Annotated in this window: 14 protein-coding genes; 13 read left to right on the top strand and 1 reads right to left on the bottom strand. The window is 37.8% G+C overall.

Annotation, left to right across the window (positions count from 1 at the left end; all coding sequences use genetic code 11):
* Nucleotides 1-73: 73 nt before the first annotated feature.
* The gene (locus tag A5819_RS15880) at nt 74-2,431 is read left to right on the top strand and encodes an ATP-dependent DNA helicase (RefSeq protein WP_086281655.1); all 2,358 of its coding nucleotides are present in this window, start codon (nt 74-76) and stop codon (nt 2,429-2,431) included.
* Between the two features lie 161 nt (nt 2,432-2,592).
* Complete coding sequence (locus tag A5819_RS15885; RefSeq protein ID WP_086281654.1) at nt 2,593-3,558, top strand: asparaginase; 966 nt, start codon at nt 2,593-2,595, stop codon at nt 3,556-3,558.
* A 63-nt stretch (nt 3,559-3,621) separates the two neighbouring features.
* Here A5819_RS15885 and A5819_RS15890 read toward each other — a convergent pair whose 3' ends face one another.
* Complete coding sequence (locus tag A5819_RS15890; RefSeq protein ID WP_025871011.1) at nt 3,622-4,116, bottom strand: YajQ family cyclic di-GMP-binding protein; 495 nt, start codon at nt 4,114-4,116, stop codon at nt 3,622-3,624.
* 272 nt (nt 4,117-4,388) lie between these two features.
* Here A5819_RS15890 and A5819_RS15895 point away from each other — a divergent pair, with 272 nt between their 5' ends.
* From A5819_RS15895 to A5819_RS15945, 11 genes are all read left to right on the top strand, one after another.
* Nucleotides 4,389-5,324 (top strand): YitT family protein, encoded by a 936-nt coding sequence (locus A5819_RS15895; protein WP_086281653.1) that lies wholly within the window; start codon nt 4,389-4,391, stop codon nt 5,322-5,324.
* A gap of 210 nt (nt 5,325-5,534) precedes the next feature.
* Entirely contained in the window at nt 5,535-7,151 is a 1,617-nt protein-coding gene (locus A5819_RS15900; protein WP_086281652.1) for an alpha-glucoside-specific PTS transporter subunit IIBC, read from the top strand.
* 21 nt (nt 7,152-7,172) lie between these two features.
* A complete protein-coding gene (locus tag A5819_RS15905; protein WP_086281651.1) occupies nt 7,173-8,504 on the top strand; it encodes a 6-phospho-alpha-glucosidase in 1,332 nt (443 codons plus the stop codon).
* Nucleotides 8,505-8,606: 102 nt separating this feature from the next.
* Nucleotides 8,607-9,380: a MurR/RpiR family transcriptional regulator gene (locus A5819_RS15910; protein ID WP_086281650.1), complete on the top strand. Its 774-nt coding sequence runs from the start codon at nt 8,607-8,609 to the stop codon at nt 9,378-9,380.
* Nucleotides 9,380-9,829 (top strand): hypothetical protein, encoded by a 450-nt coding sequence (locus A5819_RS15915; RefSeq protein WP_086281649.1) that lies wholly within the window; start codon nt 9,380-9,382, stop codon nt 9,827-9,829. The genes A5819_RS15910 and A5819_RS15915 overlap by 1 nt, the downstream gene beginning before the upstream one ends.
* Nucleotides 9,830-10,043: 214 nt before the next feature.
* The gene (locus A5819_RS15920) at nt 10,044-10,910 is read left to right on the top strand and encodes a class II fructose-bisphosphate aldolase (RefSeq protein WP_086281648.1); all 867 of its coding nucleotides are present in this window, start codon (nt 10,044-10,046) and stop codon (nt 10,908-10,910) included.
* A gap of 408 nt (nt 10,911-11,318) precedes the next feature.
* Nucleotides 11,319-12,599, top strand: coding sequence for a UDP-N-acetylglucosamine 1-carboxyvinyltransferase (locus tag A5819_RS15925; RefSeq protein ID WP_086281647.1), 1,281 nt, complete (start codon nt 11,319-11,321; stop codon nt 12,597-12,599).
* Complete coding sequence (gene rho / locus A5819_RS15930; protein WP_086281646.1) at nt 12,596-13,888, top strand: transcription termination factor Rho; 1,293 nt, start codon at nt 12,596-12,598, stop codon at nt 13,886-13,888. Before A5819_RS15925 ends, rho begins: the two co-directional genes overlap by 4 nt.
* A 98-nt stretch (nt 13,889-13,986) precedes the next feature.
* A complete protein-coding gene (locus A5819_RS15935) occupies nt 13,987-14,256 on the top strand; it encodes a type B 50S ribosomal protein L31 (protein WP_069654216.1) in 270 nt (89 codons plus the stop codon).
* Between the two features lie 198 nt (nt 14,257-14,454).
* The gene (locus tag A5819_RS15940) at nt 14,455-17,085 is read left to right on the top strand and encodes an HAD-IC family P-type ATPase (protein ID WP_086281645.1); all 2,631 of its coding nucleotides are present in this window, start codon (nt 14,455-14,457) and stop codon (nt 17,083-17,085) included.
* A 312-nt stretch (nt 17,086-17,397) separates the two neighbouring features.
* Nucleotides 17,398-18,438, top strand: a complete 1,041-nt coding sequence (locus tag A5819_RS15945) for an aldose epimerase family protein (protein ID WP_176271479.1) — start codon at nt 17,398-17,400, stop codon at nt 18,436-18,438.
* Nucleotides 18,439-18,461: the final 23 nt, after the last annotated feature.

The raw sequence follows: 18,461 nt of genomic DNA on the forward strand, positions 1-18,461 counted from the left end.
GGGAAAATAGCTCATTCCACTTTTAATTTGCGAATGTATGTTCTATAATAAGGAGTGATAGGTGGGGTTGAATATGCAGAATACGCAAAGAATCGCAGTCCGCAGATTAGTGGAATTTATTTTACGCAGAGGTAGTATTGATGCTAGACACACAAGTGAACATACAGCATTAGAAGGAGCTAAGATCCATCGTAAGCTTCAGAAAGCTGCTAGTGAGAATTATCAAAAAGAAGTCAAACTGGCGATCGACATAGAATTAAACCAACAAACGTACATAATTGAAGGCCGGGCCGATGGTATTTTTATGGATGCTGAGAATAGAACCGTTATCGATGAAATCAAAACGTCAGAGCCAGCATTTTCTGAATTACTGGAAGAACAGATCGAGATGTATTGGTATCAAGTGATGTGTTATGGGCATATATACTGCCAACAAGAGAACTTAGCAGCAATCACTTTACAGTTGACGTATTATCAAACGACGACGAAAGAAATCACGAGGCAAGAAAAAGATTTTACCAAAGCAGAATTAAAAGATTTTTTTGACGACTTAACGCAAAAATATGAACAATGGCTGATTTTTAGAGCCAATTGGCGTAAACTACGAAATCGCTCACTTCAACAGTTGACTTTTCCTTATGGAGAGTATCGAGCAGGTCAAAGAGAGCTAGCTGTTGCCGTTTATAAAACGATTTTAAGTGATCAGCGACTCTTTGTTGAGGCACCAACTGGAACAGGAAAGACAATTTCGACTTTGTTTCCGACGCTGAAGGCAATTGGAGAAGAACAAGCGGAAAGAGTTTTTTATTTGACCGCTAAAACCATCACTCGTCAAGTAGCTGAAGATGCAGTAGAAGCGATGAAACAAAAAGAGCTCCAGTTAAAGAGTGTGACAGTAACCGCAAAAGATAAAATTTGTTTTTTGACAGAAAGAAATTGTACACCAGAGGCTTGTCCATTTGCCAACGGTTATTATGATCGTTTGAATGAAGGCCTATGGGATTTGTTGAATCATGAGAGTCAGTTTACGCGGGATGTGATCGAAGTCTATGCACGTAAACACACGTTATGTCCCTTTGAACTGTCGTTAGATGTCAGTTTGTGGTGTGATTTAGTTATTTGCGATTATAATTATTTATTTGATCCTGTTGTCTATTTAAGGCGTTTCTTTGAAGAGCAATCAGAAGTGAAAGAGAATATTTTTCTAGTGGATGAGGCTCATAATCTAGTCAATCGCTCGCGGGAAATGTATTCAGCAGTTTTATCAAAAAGTAAGATTTCCGCCTTGAAAGAAACTCTTGATAAAAAACAAAACAAGCTAATCCGAGTACTTAACAAAGTAGAAAAAGAATTTGACAAAATAAAACAGGTCTGTGAGGAAGAAGGCAAAGAGTTTATCCATCAAAATGCGCCAATTGATTCTCTAGTTAAAGTCGCGTATTCTTTAGCGGAAAAAATCAAAGAGTGGCTTCCAGAAAATCAAGAGCATACGAATGTAGAGCAAATCTTGTCTGTTTATTTTGATGTACTGAATTATACTAGAATCAGTGAAGGATACGATAATCATTATTGTACCTATGTCAATTGTCAGAATTATGATATTACAGTTAAACAATTTTGTATCGACCCAAGTTATCTTTTGCAGCAAAAACTTGATAAAGGCAAAGCTAGCATTTTGTTTTCGGCCAGTTTAACACCATTGGATTATTACCAAGAAATACTAGGTGGAAGAGAGGATAGCTTACGTTATCGGATTCCTAGTCCTTTTCCGAAAGAAAATCAACTACTAGTAATCGAAAACTATATTCAAACAACATATAAAGAACGTGAAAATAGCTATGAAAAGATCGTTATAAGTTTGACTAATATGATCCAACAAAAAGCGGGCAATTATTTTGTATTTTTTCCATCCTATTCATACATGGATATCATTTATGAACTGTTTCGCCAAAAAAATCCTCATATTAAGACAAAGATTCAAGCAAGTATGATGAATGAAGGCGAACGAGAAGCCTTTCTAGCTGAGTTTGTTATAGATCCTAAAGAAACGTTAGTTGGTTTTTGTGTCTTAGGAGGTATTTTTTCCGAAGGAATTGATCTAAAAGGTAGCCGCTTAATCGGAACTGCGATTGTTGGAGTCGGCCTGCCACAGATCAATCATGAGCAAGAATTGATCAAGGGCTATTATGATCAGGAAAAAAATCAGGGATTTCAATTTTCTTACCAAATTCCTGGGATGAATAAAGTCTTACAAGCTGCAGGTCGAGTGATTAGAGATACCGCTGACCAAGGAATTGTTTTGCTTTTAGATCAACGCTTTTCAACCGCAGCTGTTCAGCGTTTTTTCCCGCCACATTGGAATCAGGTGCAGACCTCCTTTTCAACGGAACGAACAAAGCAGCTGTTACAACAATTTTGGCAATCAAATTGAACAGATGATGGTAGGAAAAAATAGCTCTTACTGGTATACTAGAACAAGAATTGAACTGCAAATAGCATGATTAAAAAAAGCCGAAGTGTTGATTGTCGGCTCTTTTTTGAGCGTAAATAGGAAAGAATGAGTGAAATAAAAGCATGATAGGGAGACAAAAAATGAAAACAATCCTAGTAATACATACAGGTGGCACGATTTCGATGTCAAAAGAAGCAGATGGAAATGTGACGACAAACAGCATGAATCCATTGCTTGACCAAGAAGAATTATTAGCTGGAAAAGTAAACTTAGTCGTTGAACCGATCTTCAACATTCCTTCTCCTCACATGACATTAGAACGAATGTTAGAGTTAAAGCAACGAATTCAAAAAGCATATACAGAAAATATTGATGGTGTGGTCATCACCCATGGAACAGATACCTTGGAAGAGACTGCCTACTTTTTAGATATTACGTTGGAAAATAAAATCCCAGTTGTTTTGACAGGTGCGATGCGTTCAAGCAATGAAATTGGAACAGATGGGTTGTATAACTTTATTAGTGCTGTTTGGACAGCGTGTTCTGATGAGTCATACGGTAAAGGCGTGCTCGTTGTGATGAATGATGAAATCCATACGGCTCGTTATGTAACGAAAACCCATACGACCAATGTTGCGACATTTCGGACGCCGACTTTTGGTCCAATCGGTATGATTGCCAAAGAACGAACGTTTTTTGCAAGTGAAGTATGTCGACAAGAAGTGTGTGATATTCAAAAAGTATCAGGTGAAGTCTATGTGATCAAAGCATACGCTGGTATGAATGGTAGTTTATTTGACTTGGTAGACAATGACCAAACAGATGGCATTGTGATCGAAGCGTTAGGAGCTGGCAATCTTCCGCCAGAAACGTTACCAGCACTCGAAAGATTGCTAGCAAGAAAAATTCCGATTGTTTTAGTTTCACGCTGTTCTAACGGAATCGCTGAGGATATTTATGATTATGAAGGCGGCGGTGTTAACTTAAAGAAAATGGGGATTGTTTTTTCTAGAGGATTAAATGGACCTAAAGCTCGGATTCGTTTGATTGTTGGCTTAAACAGTGGGAAAGATCTGCACGAATTATTTGATTTTTTAAGCGAATAAAATAAATCAAAAGAGTATAACGAGCAGGGAAGAGAATCGCTTCAGCTCGTTATACTCTTTTAATTAACGGAAATTGGTAAATTGTAGTTCTACTGGTAAATCTAGATTTCTAAGTAAAGTAATCACTTTTTGTAAATCATCACGGCTTTTTCCAGTGACTCTGATTTGATCTTCTTGGATTTGTGATTTCACTTTGATACCAGAATTTTTGATTGCCACATTGATTTTTTTTGCGTTATCTTTATCGATTCCGCTGATTAAATCACCATATTGACGTGCAGAACCACCAAGAGCTTTTTCACTTGTCGAGAAGTGAATGTTTTTGATCGGAACGGCTCGTTTGACTAATTTGCTGAATAAGACATCTTTTACTTGCTCGATTTTATAGTCGTCCTCTGCAACCACTACTAATTTATTATTTTCTAACTTGATATCTGCAATCGAACCTTTAAAGTCAAACCGGTTTTTGATTTCTTTTAGTGCGATCTGAATCGAGTTTTTGACTTCTTCCATGTTCATTTCAGATGTTACATCAAAGCTTGCTTCTTTTGCTGCCATATGCAAATCTCCTCTCACTATTTCTTACTTTTATAGTACCATTAAATAGGTAAGAAACAAGTCTAAATCATCGTTTGATGTAAAAACAGCGTAAGAAACAAAAATTGATCATAATAGCAATGAAAAAGAATAAAATAATCCTCATTTTCTGCTTTTTTTCTTTTCTTTTTTTGAGTGAACTGTTATCCTAATTCGAGGGATTTTATGTTAGTAAGTAAAGTATAGGAGCTGGAAAGAGTATTTTAGCTTTTCAGAAGATGGGGAGGTTCTGAATGAGTAAATGGGTTATCACCTATAAACGAAGTGAGACATTGAAAAAGTTTGCTGTGATTTTTGTTACCGGGATTTTAGTAGCAATCAGTTTGAACTTTTTTTTAATTCCGGCAAAAGTCTTTTCTGCTGGAATGAATGGGGTTGCACAAATTATCGCAACACTATTGCATACGCATCTAGGGATTACGATCGATACTGGTCTTTTTATTTTGTTATTAAATATTCCAATTTTTATTTTAGGATTTATGAAATTAGGCAAAGAATCAACGATTTACAGTTTTTTAAATGTAGCATGGGTTTCCTTAACGACTATCTTGATTCCCATCGAAGTGATCACCACAAACCCACTGATGAATGCGATCGCTGGTGGCGTCTTGATTGGTATCGGGGCAGGGCTGTCGCTTAAAATGGGCTTTACAACTGGCGGGATGGATGTGATTTCACTTGTTCTATCCAAAACGACGGGTAAGACAGTAGGCAATTATATGTTTATGCTGAATGGAATCATTGTTGCGATTGCAGGTTTTGTATTTGACTGGGAAAGTGCGTTGTACACGATTATTTCGATTTATTGTATGACCCAAGTAGTTGATACGATCCATACTAGTCATCAAAAAATCACAGCGATGATCGTGACTGTTCAACCAGAAGTTGTGACACAAGCGATTTCAAAACAGATGATTCGAGGAATGACTTTGTTGCCATCTATGGGTGGCTATTCTGGTGTTGAAGGGCGAATGATCATGATGGTCATCACACGTTACGAGTTATATGATCTAGAACAAATTGTTTATGAAGTAGATGAAAATGCTTTTATGAATATTATTCCTACACATTCTGTCTTGGGACGCTTTGCAAATGAAGATGAGCAGCGGATCTTTAAAAGCACAGGCAGTTTTCCAGAAATGAAGAAACATAAGATGAAACAGAAATAGAATAATCAAGCAAAATCACTGATAGTCTAAATTCGATTAGAGTGTTTGGTGATTTTTTTATTGAAAAAACGTGGTAAATTTCCCAAACATTGACACTTTTTCTCTGGTTATAAACTGACTTCCCTAAAATGCTTCAATATATTGATAGCGTATTCATCAGATGGTATAAATAACCTGTAAACAACTAAATAGAAAGAAGGTGTTTCACTAGTGATGGAAAAAGTGCAGCGGTTTGGAGGAGCCATGTTTACCCCAGTGTTACTATTTTCATTTTCAGGAATTATGGTAGCGCTTGCGATTATCTTTAAAAATCCGATGATCGTTGGGAGTATTGCCAACGAAGGAACAGTTTGGTATGGGATTTGGTCTGTTTTGGAAAGTGGGGCCTGGACAGTCTTTAATCAAATGGAATTATTATTTGTGATCGGGTTGCCAATTGGCTTAGCTAAAAAAGCGAATGCTCGAGCGGCAATGGAAGCTTTTGTCATCTATCTGACCTGTAATTATTTTATCAGCAGTATGTTGGAGTATTTTGGTTCATTCTTTGGTGTTGACTTTACCCAAGAAGTTGGCGGCGATAGTGGCATGAAGTTGATTGCAGGCATCAAAACATTGGATACAGGAATTATTGGGGCTATTTTTATTTCAGCAATCGTGGTTTGGTTGCATAATCGCTATTTTGACACAAAATTACCAGATTTTTTAGGGATTTTCCAAGGATCTTCTTTGATCGCAATTTTAGGCTTTTTCGCCATGTTGCCTATTGCCTTTTTAATTTGTCTGATCTGGCCAAAAATTCAAATGGGTATTGGTTCAATGCAAACATTTTTAGCAAGTGCTGGCACTTTTGGCGTTTGGTTGTATACGTTTTTAGAAAGAATTTTGATTCCTACAGGGTTACATCATTTTATCTATACACCGTTCGTCTTTGGACCAGCAGTTGTTGAAAATGGGATTACGAAATATTGGATGGCCCATTTAAATGAATATGCGCAAACAACAACACCAATCAAGCAGTTATTCCCACAAGGTGGTTTTGCTTTACATGGAAACTCAAAAATCTTTGCCTCACCTGGGATTGCGGCAGCCTTTTATTTCACAGCTAAACCTGATAAACGGAAAAAAGTCTTAGCGATTTTAATTCCGGTTACCTTAACAGCTGTTTTAGCGGGAATCACGGAACCGTTAGAGTTTACCTTCCTATTTGTAGCGCCACCATTGTTTGTTCTACATGCAGTGTTAGCTGCAACAATGGCTGCGACGATGTATTTCTTTGGTGTTGTAGGTGATATGGGTGGTGGTTTCATCGACTTATTGGCAAAAAATTGGATTCCACTATTTGCTAATCACAAAGGGATGATTTTCACTCAGCTGCTGATTGGCTTGTCTTTTACACTGATTTATTTCGTTGTCTTTCGGGCATTGATCTTGAAGTTTAATTTTGCCACACCAGGAAGAGAAGCAGAAGATCAAGAAGTGAAGCTATATAGTAAGAAAGAGTACAAAGAAGCGAAAAAAACGGGTGCTCTGGGTGACATTTCCATTGCTGGTGCGAATCAATATACAGAACAAGCCGCTGTTTATTTAGAGGCGTTTGGCGGGAGTGATAATATCGAAAAAGTGAATAATTGTGCTACCCGTTTGAGGATTACAGTAAAAGACGCAGGGATCGTTTTACCCGATGGCGCCTTTAAAGAAGGTGGCGCCCATGGAGTGGTTCGTAATGGTACGGCTTTTCAAGTCATTGTCGGCTTAGATGTTCCTCAAGTGAGAGAGCAATTTGAAAATTTATTAGCATTAGGCAATCAAAACAAACTAAATGAATAGAATGAAGGAGCTGGATAAGAAATGAAGAAATTTTCGATCGTAATTGCAGGTGGGGGAAGTACATTTACCCCAGGAATCGTGTTAATGTTATTAGATAATTTAGAAAAGTTACCCATTAGACAGATCAAATTTTATGACAATAATCTAGAAAGACAAAAGCAAATTGCAGATGCCTGCGAAATTATCATTAAGGAACAAGCGCCAGACATTGAATTTTTGGCGACAACAGATCCTAAAACGGCGTTTACTGATGTTGATTTTGTAATGGCTCATATTCGTGTTGGACTTTATGCTATGCGGGAAAAAGATGAAAAGATTCCACTGAAATACGGCGTGATCGGTCAAGAAACCTGTGGACCAGGCGGAATTGCTTATGGTATGCGCTCCATTGGTGGAGTATTGGAGTTGATCGACTACATGGAGAAATATTCACCAGATGCCTGGATGTTGAATTACTCAAATCCAGCAGCGATCGTGGCAGAAGCAACGCGGAAGTTACGTCCGGAAAGTAAAATTATTAATATTTGTGACATGCCAGTCGGTATTGAGGAACGCATGGCGAAATCTGTTGGGCTGAGTTCTAGAAAAGAGATGGTTGTACGTTATTATGGTTTGAATCACTTTGGTTGGTGGACAGATATTAGAGATCAAAAGGGCAATGACCTAATGCCGCAAATCAAAGCCCATGTCAAAGAGTATGGTTACTCTTTAAAAGAGGAAGTGGAAGAATCACAACATACCGATGCTAGCTGGATGCATACATTTGCCAAAGCCAAAGAAGTCTATGCGGTGGATCCAACCACTTTACCCAATACGTACTTGAAGTATTACTTTTACCCGCAAGACGAAGTAGCACAGGCAAACCCAGAATATACACGAGCAAATGAAGTTATGGCTGGACGTGAAAAACATGTTTTTGGTGAATGTAATCGGATCACCAAAGCAGGCACCGCCAAAGGGACGACCTTGGAAGTGGATGAACATGCTTCTTATATTGTCGATTTAGCCAGAGCAATCGCCTATAATACCCATGAAAGAATGTTGTTGATTGTTGAAAACCAAGGTGCTGTCGTCAATTTTGATGAAACTGCTATGGTAGAGGTTCCGTGTATTGTTGGCAGTAACGGACCGGAACCGATTGTTCAAGGAAAGATTCCTCGTTTCCAAAAAGGGCTGATGGAACAACAAGTGGCGGTCGAAAAACTAGTTGTTGAGGCTTGGACAGAAGGCTCGTACCAAAAATTATGGCAAGCGTTAATGTTATCAAGAATTGTGCCAAACGCTCGAATCGCACAAGAAATTTTAGATGATTTAATTGAAGCCAATCAAGCGTTTTGGCCTAAGTTGTCGTAGCAATCGATTAGTATCGTTTTCCTTAGAAAATTCCCTTAGTATCGTTTTAATTTTTCATCCTTTATACTAAGGGAAGAACACTAAGGAAATGAGGGACCAGATATGAATTTAGAGACGTTGATGCAAAAATACCAAAAGGGTTTAAGTGAGCTGGATTGGGCTATTTTAGGGTATATTTTAGAAAATGAGCAACAGGTTATGCAACTTAGTATTGTTGAATTGGGAGAGAAAGTTCACAGTTCCAAATCATCGATTTTACGATTAACTAAAAAATTAGGTTTTTCTGGTTATTCAGAGTTTAAGTATTTTATGCGGCAATCGAAACAAAATAACATTGGGACGACAGACACGGATTTGATTGATTTGCAGACCAAAGATATTGAAAATACAGTTAAACTAGCACAACAGACAGATTTTACTTCTTTGAGTAAAGCAATTCAACAAGCAAATACTGTCTATTGCTATGCAACGGGTTACTCCCAACGAAAAGTGGTCGAAGAATTTTCTAAGATGCTGATGATTTGTGACAAACGTTCGATCATCATTCCTGTTAAAACCGAACTTGACATTAGTATGTCAATGATTACGAAAGAAGATATTGTTTTGTTTGTATCGTTAAGTGGAGAAACAGATGACGTCAAAGAGAATATTCTTTCGTTAAATGCGCGAAACATTCCAATTGCGGCAATCACAGCTTTTTCCCATAATTTTTTTGCCGAACACGCTCAATATGCCTATTTTTATTACTCAACTCCTTTTACTGTTTCTGGAAAAGAGCATATTGCCCAGTCCTTAGTTGGGTTAAGTGTATTGGTTGATTTGATTTATAGAAAATATGTGACATTTTTGAATAAACAATTTGAGGAGGAAACCTGATGGCAAGCTTTTTGCATCCAACTAAAATGAAGCGAGTACTATTTGGCTATTGGTTAATGATTCCACTAGTGTTTGGTCTTTACATCTCGATTTTAGCAGCGGTCAAAAATGTTTCAGTGTCTATTCTTTTTACAAGTATTCCTAGTTTGACTTTAACAAGTATTGTGATTTTTTTACTTTTTTTTCAACTATTTGGGTTATTCATGGTTGGAAACACGAGTGATTGTCGTCATTCTTTGTTAGGATTCTATTTAAAATTCAGTATGGTTCAGCAATTATTTTCATTGAATATTCCAGGATTGATTTTGTGTCTATTTGTTTATCGAAGTCTCGTAGATGCAAAAGAGAAAGTGAATGTGTCAAAACAAGTTCAATGGGCAGTTTATATGTTGATAGGGGTTATCGGTTCCATTACTATTTTACTAGTTTGGATTCGATTATCATTATAATGTTACAAAGAGTGGCGTTAGTTGAATCAACTGTGTCACTCTTTTTTTGGACAAAAAGCAGCAAGTGTCTACAGTTTTGTGAAAGTCTGGACAAAAGTTTTCTGAAAAAGTCAATTTTAGTAGAAAAGTACTAAAAAGTCTGCTAAAATGTAACTGTTGGTTAAGGATGTCCTTAACAAATAAAGTTTTTTTAAAACTTAGGAGGAATTTTATTATGCCATTAGTATCAGGAACAGAATTTCTTAAAGCAGCTCGCAAAGGCGGCTACGGTGTCGGAGGATTCAACACAAACAACCTAGAATGGACAAAAGCGATTCTTGAAGCAGCAGAAGCTAAAAAAGCGCCAGTTTTGATCCAAACTTCTATGGGTGCGGCTAAATACATGGGCGGATACCAAGTATGTTACGATTTAGTAAAAGACTTGATCGATTCAATGGGCATTACTGTACCAGTAGCGCTTCATTTAGATCACGGTGAATACAAAGATGCATTAGAATGTATCGAAATCGGCTATACTTCAGTTATGTTTGATGGTTCTCATTTACCATTTGAAGAAAACATCGAAAAAGCCAAAGACGTTGTTGCTAAAGCACACGCTAAAGGTGTTTCTGTAGAATGTGAAGTTGGTTCAATCGGCGGCGAAGAAGACGGAATCATTGGTTCTGGCGAATTAGCTGACGTTCAAGAATGTGTACAAATGGTTGCTACAGGTATTGATTACCTAGCATGCGGAATCGGTAACATCCACGGTTCATACCCAGACAACTGGACTGGTTTAGCATTTGACCACTTACAAGAAATCGCTGACGCTGTTGGTGACATTCCATTAGTATTACACGGTGGATCAGGTATTCCTTTAGAACAAGTTCAAAAAGCAATCTCAATGGGCGTTTCTAAAATCAACGTTAACACTGAGTGTCAAGAAGTATTTGCAGCTGCAACTCGTAAATACATCGAAGAAGGCAAAGATCTTGAAGGTAAAGGATTTGACCCACGTAAATTATTAGCACCAGGAACAAAAGCTGTTACTGAATTAGTTGAGCAACGTATCGAATGGTTCGGTTCTGCTAACAAAGCATAATTTAGTTCTAGACTAGTAAAAAAGAGGCCGAGATAAAAGCGTTTAGATCCGAGAAATAAGAAGAAATTCACGAAAATTGCTCTTCAAATTTTTGTGAATTTCAGCTTATTTCCGAAGGAGCTGCTTTTTTCTCGCCGTTTATTCGGATTTAGAGAGTGAAACAAAACTGATCATTAGTTTTGTCCGCTCTCTTTTTTTTATTTTAAGATTTTTGTTGCTCAGCGATTTTTATAGGCAAGTTTCCTTTTATTTACCGCTAAAATGATATAAAAACGAATAAATGATGAAAAACAAGCAAATGCGAATGGCTGTTGGCTTTTTTATTGTTCCTTAATATGTTAGAATAGTTTGGGTATATTACAAAAAAAATAAAACTTTTTGTTTTACATAGATAGGTGAGAATAATAAATGAAAAAAATCGTAATCAATGGTAATCGTCCATTAACAGGAGAAGTATCTATCAGCGGAGCAAAAAACAGTGCAGTAGCATTGATTCCCGCAGCGATCTTAGCTGATTCACCAGTAACATTAGATGGTGTACCTGATATTCAAGATGTTCATTCATTAATTGAAATTTTAGAAATCATGGGTGCTAAAACAACCTTTACTGACAATACACTCGTTATCGATCCAACCGAAATCGTTTCTGTTCCGATGCCAAAAGGCAAAATCAATAGCTTACGTGCTTCATATTACTTTATGGGCTCATTATTAGGAAAGTTTGGCGAAGGTGTTGTTGGCTTACCTGGTGGCTGTTATTTAGGGCCTCGTCCAATTGATCTTCATATCAAAGGCTTTGAAGCTCTTGGTGCAAAAGTAACGAATGAACATGGTGCGATGTACTTAAGAACTGAAGAGGGACTTCAGGGAACAAGAATTTTCATGGATATGGTTTCAATTGGCGCAACAATCAATGTGATACTAGCAGCTGTTAAGGCAGAGGGCAAAACGATCATTGAAAATGCTGCTCGTGAACCAGAAATCATTGACGTTGCAACCTTGTTAAATAATATGGGTGCCAACATCCGTGGTGCTGGAACCGATATTATCCGCATCGAAGGTGTTGAGACGCTGCATGGCTGCCGCCATTCGATTATTCCGGATCGAATCGAAGCAGGGACTTATTTAGCTCTGGCTGCTGCAATGGGTGAAGGAGTAAAAGTTCGTAATGTCATTTACGAACATCTAGAAAGTTTCATTGCTAAATTACAAGAAATGGGCGTTAAGATGACGATCGAAGAAGATATGATCGAAGTTCATCCATCTCATGATTTGAAGATGACAACCGTTAAGACCTATCCTTATCCAGGTTTTGCAACTGATTTACAACAACCAATCACACCTTTGATGATGAAAGCTAAAGGGACTGGCGAAGTGATTGATAGTATCTATGCACAACGAACAAAACATATTCCTGAACTTGTGCGGATGGGTGCAGATGCGTCGATCGAAGGTAATATGATCGTCATCAATGGACCAACGCAGCTCCATGGTGCCGAAGTAGTAGCTTCAGATCTTAGAGCAGGTGCTTGTTTAGTGATTGCTGGCTTGATGGCTACAGGGACTACAACAATTTATAATGTAGAATACATTTTACGTGGTTATGACCACATTATTGAAAAATTAACGGCACTTGGTGCAGATATTCAAATGATCGAAACAGAAGAAGAAATCGAGGTGGCTAAATGAGTGACTATTTAACGATGGCGGAGCTTGAAAATAGTACATTGAAAGATATCTATTCTTATGCTAAAGAATTCAAGATCCCTTATTATAGTCAAATGAATAAAAAAGAACTCTCTCTAGCTGTTATTCGCGCACAAGCTGAGAAACAAGGATTTTTCTTCATGGAAGGAATCCTTGATATTGTTTCTCAGGATGGCTATGGTTTTTTACGACCAATCAATTACGGACCGAGTGCAGAAGATATCTATATCTCATCTTCTCAAATTCGTCGTTTTGGCTTACGTAATGGTGATAAAGTTGCAGGAAAAGCACGTCCACCTAAAGAGTCTGAACGTTATTATGGGTTGATGCATGTTGAAAGTGTCAACGGGAAAGATCCAGAAGAAGCAAAAGAACGCCCGCATTTTCCAGCCTTAACACCGCTTTACCCCGAAAAACAAATCAAATTAGAAACAACTCCTGGTAGACTATCGACACGCATGATCGATATTTTTTCTCCTGTTGGTTTTGGTCAACGCGGTTTGATCGTAGCACCACCTAAAGCAGGGAAGACGAGTGTCTTAAAAGAAATTGCCAATGGTATTTCAGAAAATTATCCTGATGTAGAATTGATCCTTCTTTTGATTGATGAACGACCAGAAGAAGTCACTGATTTAGAACGTAGTGTCAATGGTGACGTAGTTTCTTCAACTTTTGATCAGCAACCACAAAATCATACACGAGTTTCCGAATTGGTTTTAGAACGAGCGATGCGTTTGGTTGAAGACAAACGCGATGTGGTGATTTTGATGGATAGTATTACGCGTTTAGCGCGTGCGTATAACTTAGTGATCCCAGCTAGTGGACGTACACTTAGCGGCGGGATCGATCCAGCAGCGTTTTACAAACCAAAACGTTTCTTCGGTGCTGCTAGAAATATCGAAGAGGGCGGCAGTTTAACGATTCTTGCTACAGCTTTAGTGGATACAGGAAGTCGTATGGATGATGTTATTTTCGAAGAATTTAAAGGAACGGGTAATATGGAGTTGCACTTATCTCGTGACTTAGCAGATCGCCGTATTTTCCCTGCAATCGATATCAAAAAATCGGGTACACGTAAAGAAGATTTATTAATGTCTGCTGAACAGTTAGAAGAAACATGGAAATTACGTAACCATATGACGGGTGATTCTTTAGAATATACCGAGCAATTCGTCAAATTCTTACGCAAAACAAAAAACAACCAGAAATTCTTTGAAGAATTTCATGATGTTTCCTTTGGGAGACAAGCCAAAAAAAATGTTAAAAGATAATTGCATCGATAAACGAATCATGCTATTATAGTACTGTTGTATATCGACAAATAAACTCTGATGCAGCAAATGGATCAGGGCAAAGGAGCGAAAAGACTATGAAACAAGATATCCATCCAGAATATCACCCAGTAATTTTTATGGACTCAACTACAGGCTTTAAGTTTTTATCAGGTTCTACTAAGCACTCTGATGAAACAGCTGAGTGGGAAGACGGAAACACTTACCCAGTAATCCGTGTCGAAGTTACATCTGACTCTCATCCATTCTATACTGGACGTCAAAAATTTACACAAGCAGACGGACGTGTGGACCGTTTCAACAAAAAGTATGGTATCAAAGATGCCAACGCCAACCCAGAAGGTTAATTCAAACAGCAATGTTGATAAGACTCAACTCATTTATGAGTGGGGTCTTATTTTTTATGGACCTATTTCAATGAGTTGTGGTCAATGAGTGAAGAGATTTTAGCATTTTCGTTAAGGCAAGGGCTTTTTGTTATGAATTATTCCTCTAGTTTTGTACACTTTAATAAAGTATTTCGACACTATTGAGGAGGAGATGTTATGAACTGGTATCAAATGACAACCGAGCAAGTGTTAACGACACTAAAATCAGGTTTAAATGGACTCGACAGAACTCTGAGAAAAAAGAAACAAGAAGAAGGCAGTAATACACTCTCAAAAGAAAAAGAAACAAGCAAGCTACAAAAATTTCTTCATCATTTTCATGATTTGTTGATTTATGTATTGCTTGTATCAGCTATCTTAAAAGGAGTCAGTAGTCAGTTTATTGATATGTCGATTATTTTATTGGTGGTAGTCATTAATGCGATTATCGGTTATGTCCAAGAAGCGAAAGCATCCGATTCTTTAGAAAGTCTCACTTCAATGATGAGTTCAGAAGCAGTTGTATTAGTGGAAGGTGAAAAAGAAACGGTTAAAGCAGAAACTTTAGTTCCAGGCGATATTGTCTATTTAAGTCCAGGTGATATTGTGCCAGCAGATCTTCGCGTAATTGAAGCCTATAATTTAGTGATTGATGAAGCGATGTTAACTGGTGAGTCAACGCCTGTTGAGAAAAATAATCAAACACTTCAAGAAGATGCAGATTTAGGTGATCACACCAATATGGCTTATTCAGGTACCTTGATCAATAGTGGAACGGGTAAAGGGATCGTGGTTCAAATTGGTGATCAAACTGAGATTGGAAAGATCAATCAGCATTTGAAAAATGTAGGTAGTAACGAGACACCATTGATCAAAAAGATGAAGCAGTTAAATAAACAAATCTTTCTATTTTTAATAGCTTTGATCATTTTTCTGGTCCTGTTCAGTTTATTTTTCCGGGATCTATCGGCTAGTGAATTACTTTCTTCAATGATTGCTTTAGCTGTTTCAGCTGTGCCGGAAGGATTACCGGCTGTATTATCTATTATTTTATCAGTCGGTGTCACCAGAATGGCCCGTCAACACGCGATCATCAAAAAGATGCCAGCTGTTGAAACATTAGGCAGCATGGGCGTCATCTGTTCTGATAAAACTGGAACGCTGACAAAAAATGAGATGGAAGTTGTAGCACTTGTTACATCAAAAGAAACGATCGATACCACCGTCAATGGTGCTGAATCAGAGACTATGCGTCAAGTTGAACAAGATAAGTCCTTGAGAAAAATGGCAGAAATCGCTTCGTATTGTAATGATACAAAAATTACGTATAAAAATGGCGTGAGAGAAGTGATCGGCAATCCAACTGAAGGTGCTTTACTGGATTGGGCTAATCATATGGCTCTTGTAGAAGAAGAGCATGATATTAGTAAAATTCCGTTTGATTCAACGTATAAATATATGGCGACACTAGTAGATATTCAAGGTAAACGTTACATTTATTTAAAAGGTGCGCCAGATGTTTTGCTAAATATGGTCGATTATCAACTTTCTGATGATAATACGGAAACGTTTGATGAAGACTATTGGCAGCAAAAAATCAGCCAACAAGCAAGAAAAGGACAACGAATTTTAGCGGCTGCTTTTAAAGAAGTCACGCAAGCACAAACAACACTTGCCCACGAAGATTTACACAGTGGCATGATCCTGGCTGGTTTATTTGGGATCATCGATCCTCCAAAAAAAGAAGCGATCGAAGCCGTTCGAATCAGTCAACAAGCAGGTATTTCAGTAAAAATGATTACAGGTGATCACAAAGATACTGCAGTGGCCATAGCCAAAGAAATTGGTCTTGAAAACTATCAAAATGCTTTAGTAGGCCAAGATATTGAACAGCTTAGTGATGAAGAATTAGCAAAGGTTGTTCTATCGAACGATGTGTATGCTAGAACAACACCAGAGCATAAACTACGTTTAGTTAACGCTATTCAAAGCAATGGGCAAATTGTCGGGATGACTGGAGATGGCGTCAATGACGCTCCAGCGCTTAAACAAGCAGATATTGGTATCGCTATGGGAATCAAAGGAACAGAGGTAACGAAAGATGCGGCTGATATGGTTTTAGCAGATGATAACTTCGCAACGATCACTGTTGCGATTAGAGAAGGTCGACGCGTTTACGAGAATTTGAAAAAAACAATTTATTTTTCTTTACCAACGGCTTTTGCGCAAGGTCTGTTAGTAGTTGTTTCCTTGTTATTAGATAGACCACTACCGTTGACCTCTGTCCAAATTTTATGGCTGAATATGGTGACTACAATCACATTGTCCTTTGCTTTAGGGTTTGAACCGTTAGCAAAAAATGGCATGAATCAGCCACCTCGTGATCCAAAGGAAAACATTTTAGATCGATATGCTGTTTTTCGTATCGTTTACGTCTCACTTTTATTAGCTGCTTTAGGTTTTTTAGTCAATGGATTTTTAGAAGGTCGCCATGCATCAGAAGCAGTTATGCAAACGACATTGATTACTACAATCGTGTTTGGTCAAGTTTTCTATATGATTAATTGTCGGGAAATTTATCGATTTTCGATCAATAAAAGTATATTGGCAAATAAAGTATTGTGGTTGTCCTTGCTAATTCTAGTCATTTTGCAAGCTTTGTTGATCTATACACCGATCATACATCTAGCACTCGGAACAGCAACGATCGGTTGGCCGTATATAAAATTGGCCTTACTTTCTGGAGTTGTTGTGTTTATAGTTGTCGAGCTTGAAAAATTGATTACACGAAAATTAAAAAAATCATAACATTTAACGAAGCTAAGCCGAAGTGTTTAGCGCCCAGCGAACTGTGACTATTGTTTATTCAGGTATAGAGAGCGAAGCAAAACTGATCTTTAGTTTTGTTTCGCTCTTTTCTATTGTTTGTTTAAAAATAAAAAAAGTCATCTAGGGTTTTAGGGGAGGAAAGTTATTAGTTGTTATAAGTGCAACGTGACAAAAAAATTGTAAATCTAAACAAAAGTCGTTTAAAATGAAGTTTAAAGAAATTAATGCTGTGAAAGATGATAAAATAGTTTTAGTTACTCAATTGAAAAATTGATTTCAAACGAAAGAGAGATGACAGTATTGAATATCAGTAATCAAAAATTTGGAGAAAACGCTATTTTGTATTCGCTTACGAATGATAATGGTTTGACGATGAAAGTCACGAACTTAGGTGCTAGAATCGTTGAGTTGATTGTACCAGTTAAGGGAGAGCAACGCAATATTATTTTAGGCTTTGATTCTGCGGAAGAATATGTGGCGAAAGATATGTATTTTGGCGCAACGATTGGGCGGGTTGCGGGAAGAATCAAGCATGGCTCGTTTTCAATAGATGAGCATAACTATCAGTTACCGATTTCTCCAGAAAATGGTCATACTTTGCATGGTGGTTCAAAAAGCTTTGAGTCAAGGATTTGGGAAGCGGAGATAGCAGAAACCAATGAACAAGTTTCTGTATTATTTTCTTATCTGAGTCCTGACGGAGAGAATGGTTTTCCAGGAGAATTACAAGCACGTGTGACGTATACACTAACTAATAATAATGAATGGATTCTAGATTACTATGCTAAAACAGATCAACCAACGCTTTATAACCCAACGAATCATGTTTATTTCAATTTAACTGGGGATGTCACGCAACCCGTTGATCAGCATTTGCTATTTGTTGATGCGGACCGATTCGCTGTAGTTGCTGACGATACAACCGTTACGGGTGAACTGCGCTCAGTTACAGGAACGCCTTTTGATTTTAGGAAGCCGCAGAGCATGAAGCAGGTATTTCAGACAGCCTATGAGCAAAATCGTTTAGTAGGTGGATTGGATCATCCGTTTATTTTGAATCAGACTGGTTTTGATCAGGCACAAGCAATGATTATAGCGCCACAAAAGGACCTGACGGTTGAAATGTACACGGATCGCCCGGCAGTTGTGATTTTTACAGCACAATTTGGTGATAATGGGCCAGAGGTTCGAGGGCAAAAATTAGTCAGTCATGGTGGGATTACGTTGGAAACCCAAGTTAGCCCAGGAGCTGTTGAATTTGAAGGATTTGGTGATATTCAATTACGTCCAGAAAACCCCTATCAAAGTCGAACCCTATTTAAAATTAAGTAAAAGTATCAAGTTCATACTCAATT

The organism is Enterococcus sp. 7E2_DIV0204 (genome assembly GCF_002140855.1).
Taxonomy (GTDB): domain Bacteria; phylum Bacillota; class Bacilli; order Lactobacillales; family Enterococcaceae; genus Enterococcus_L; species Enterococcus_L lemimoniae.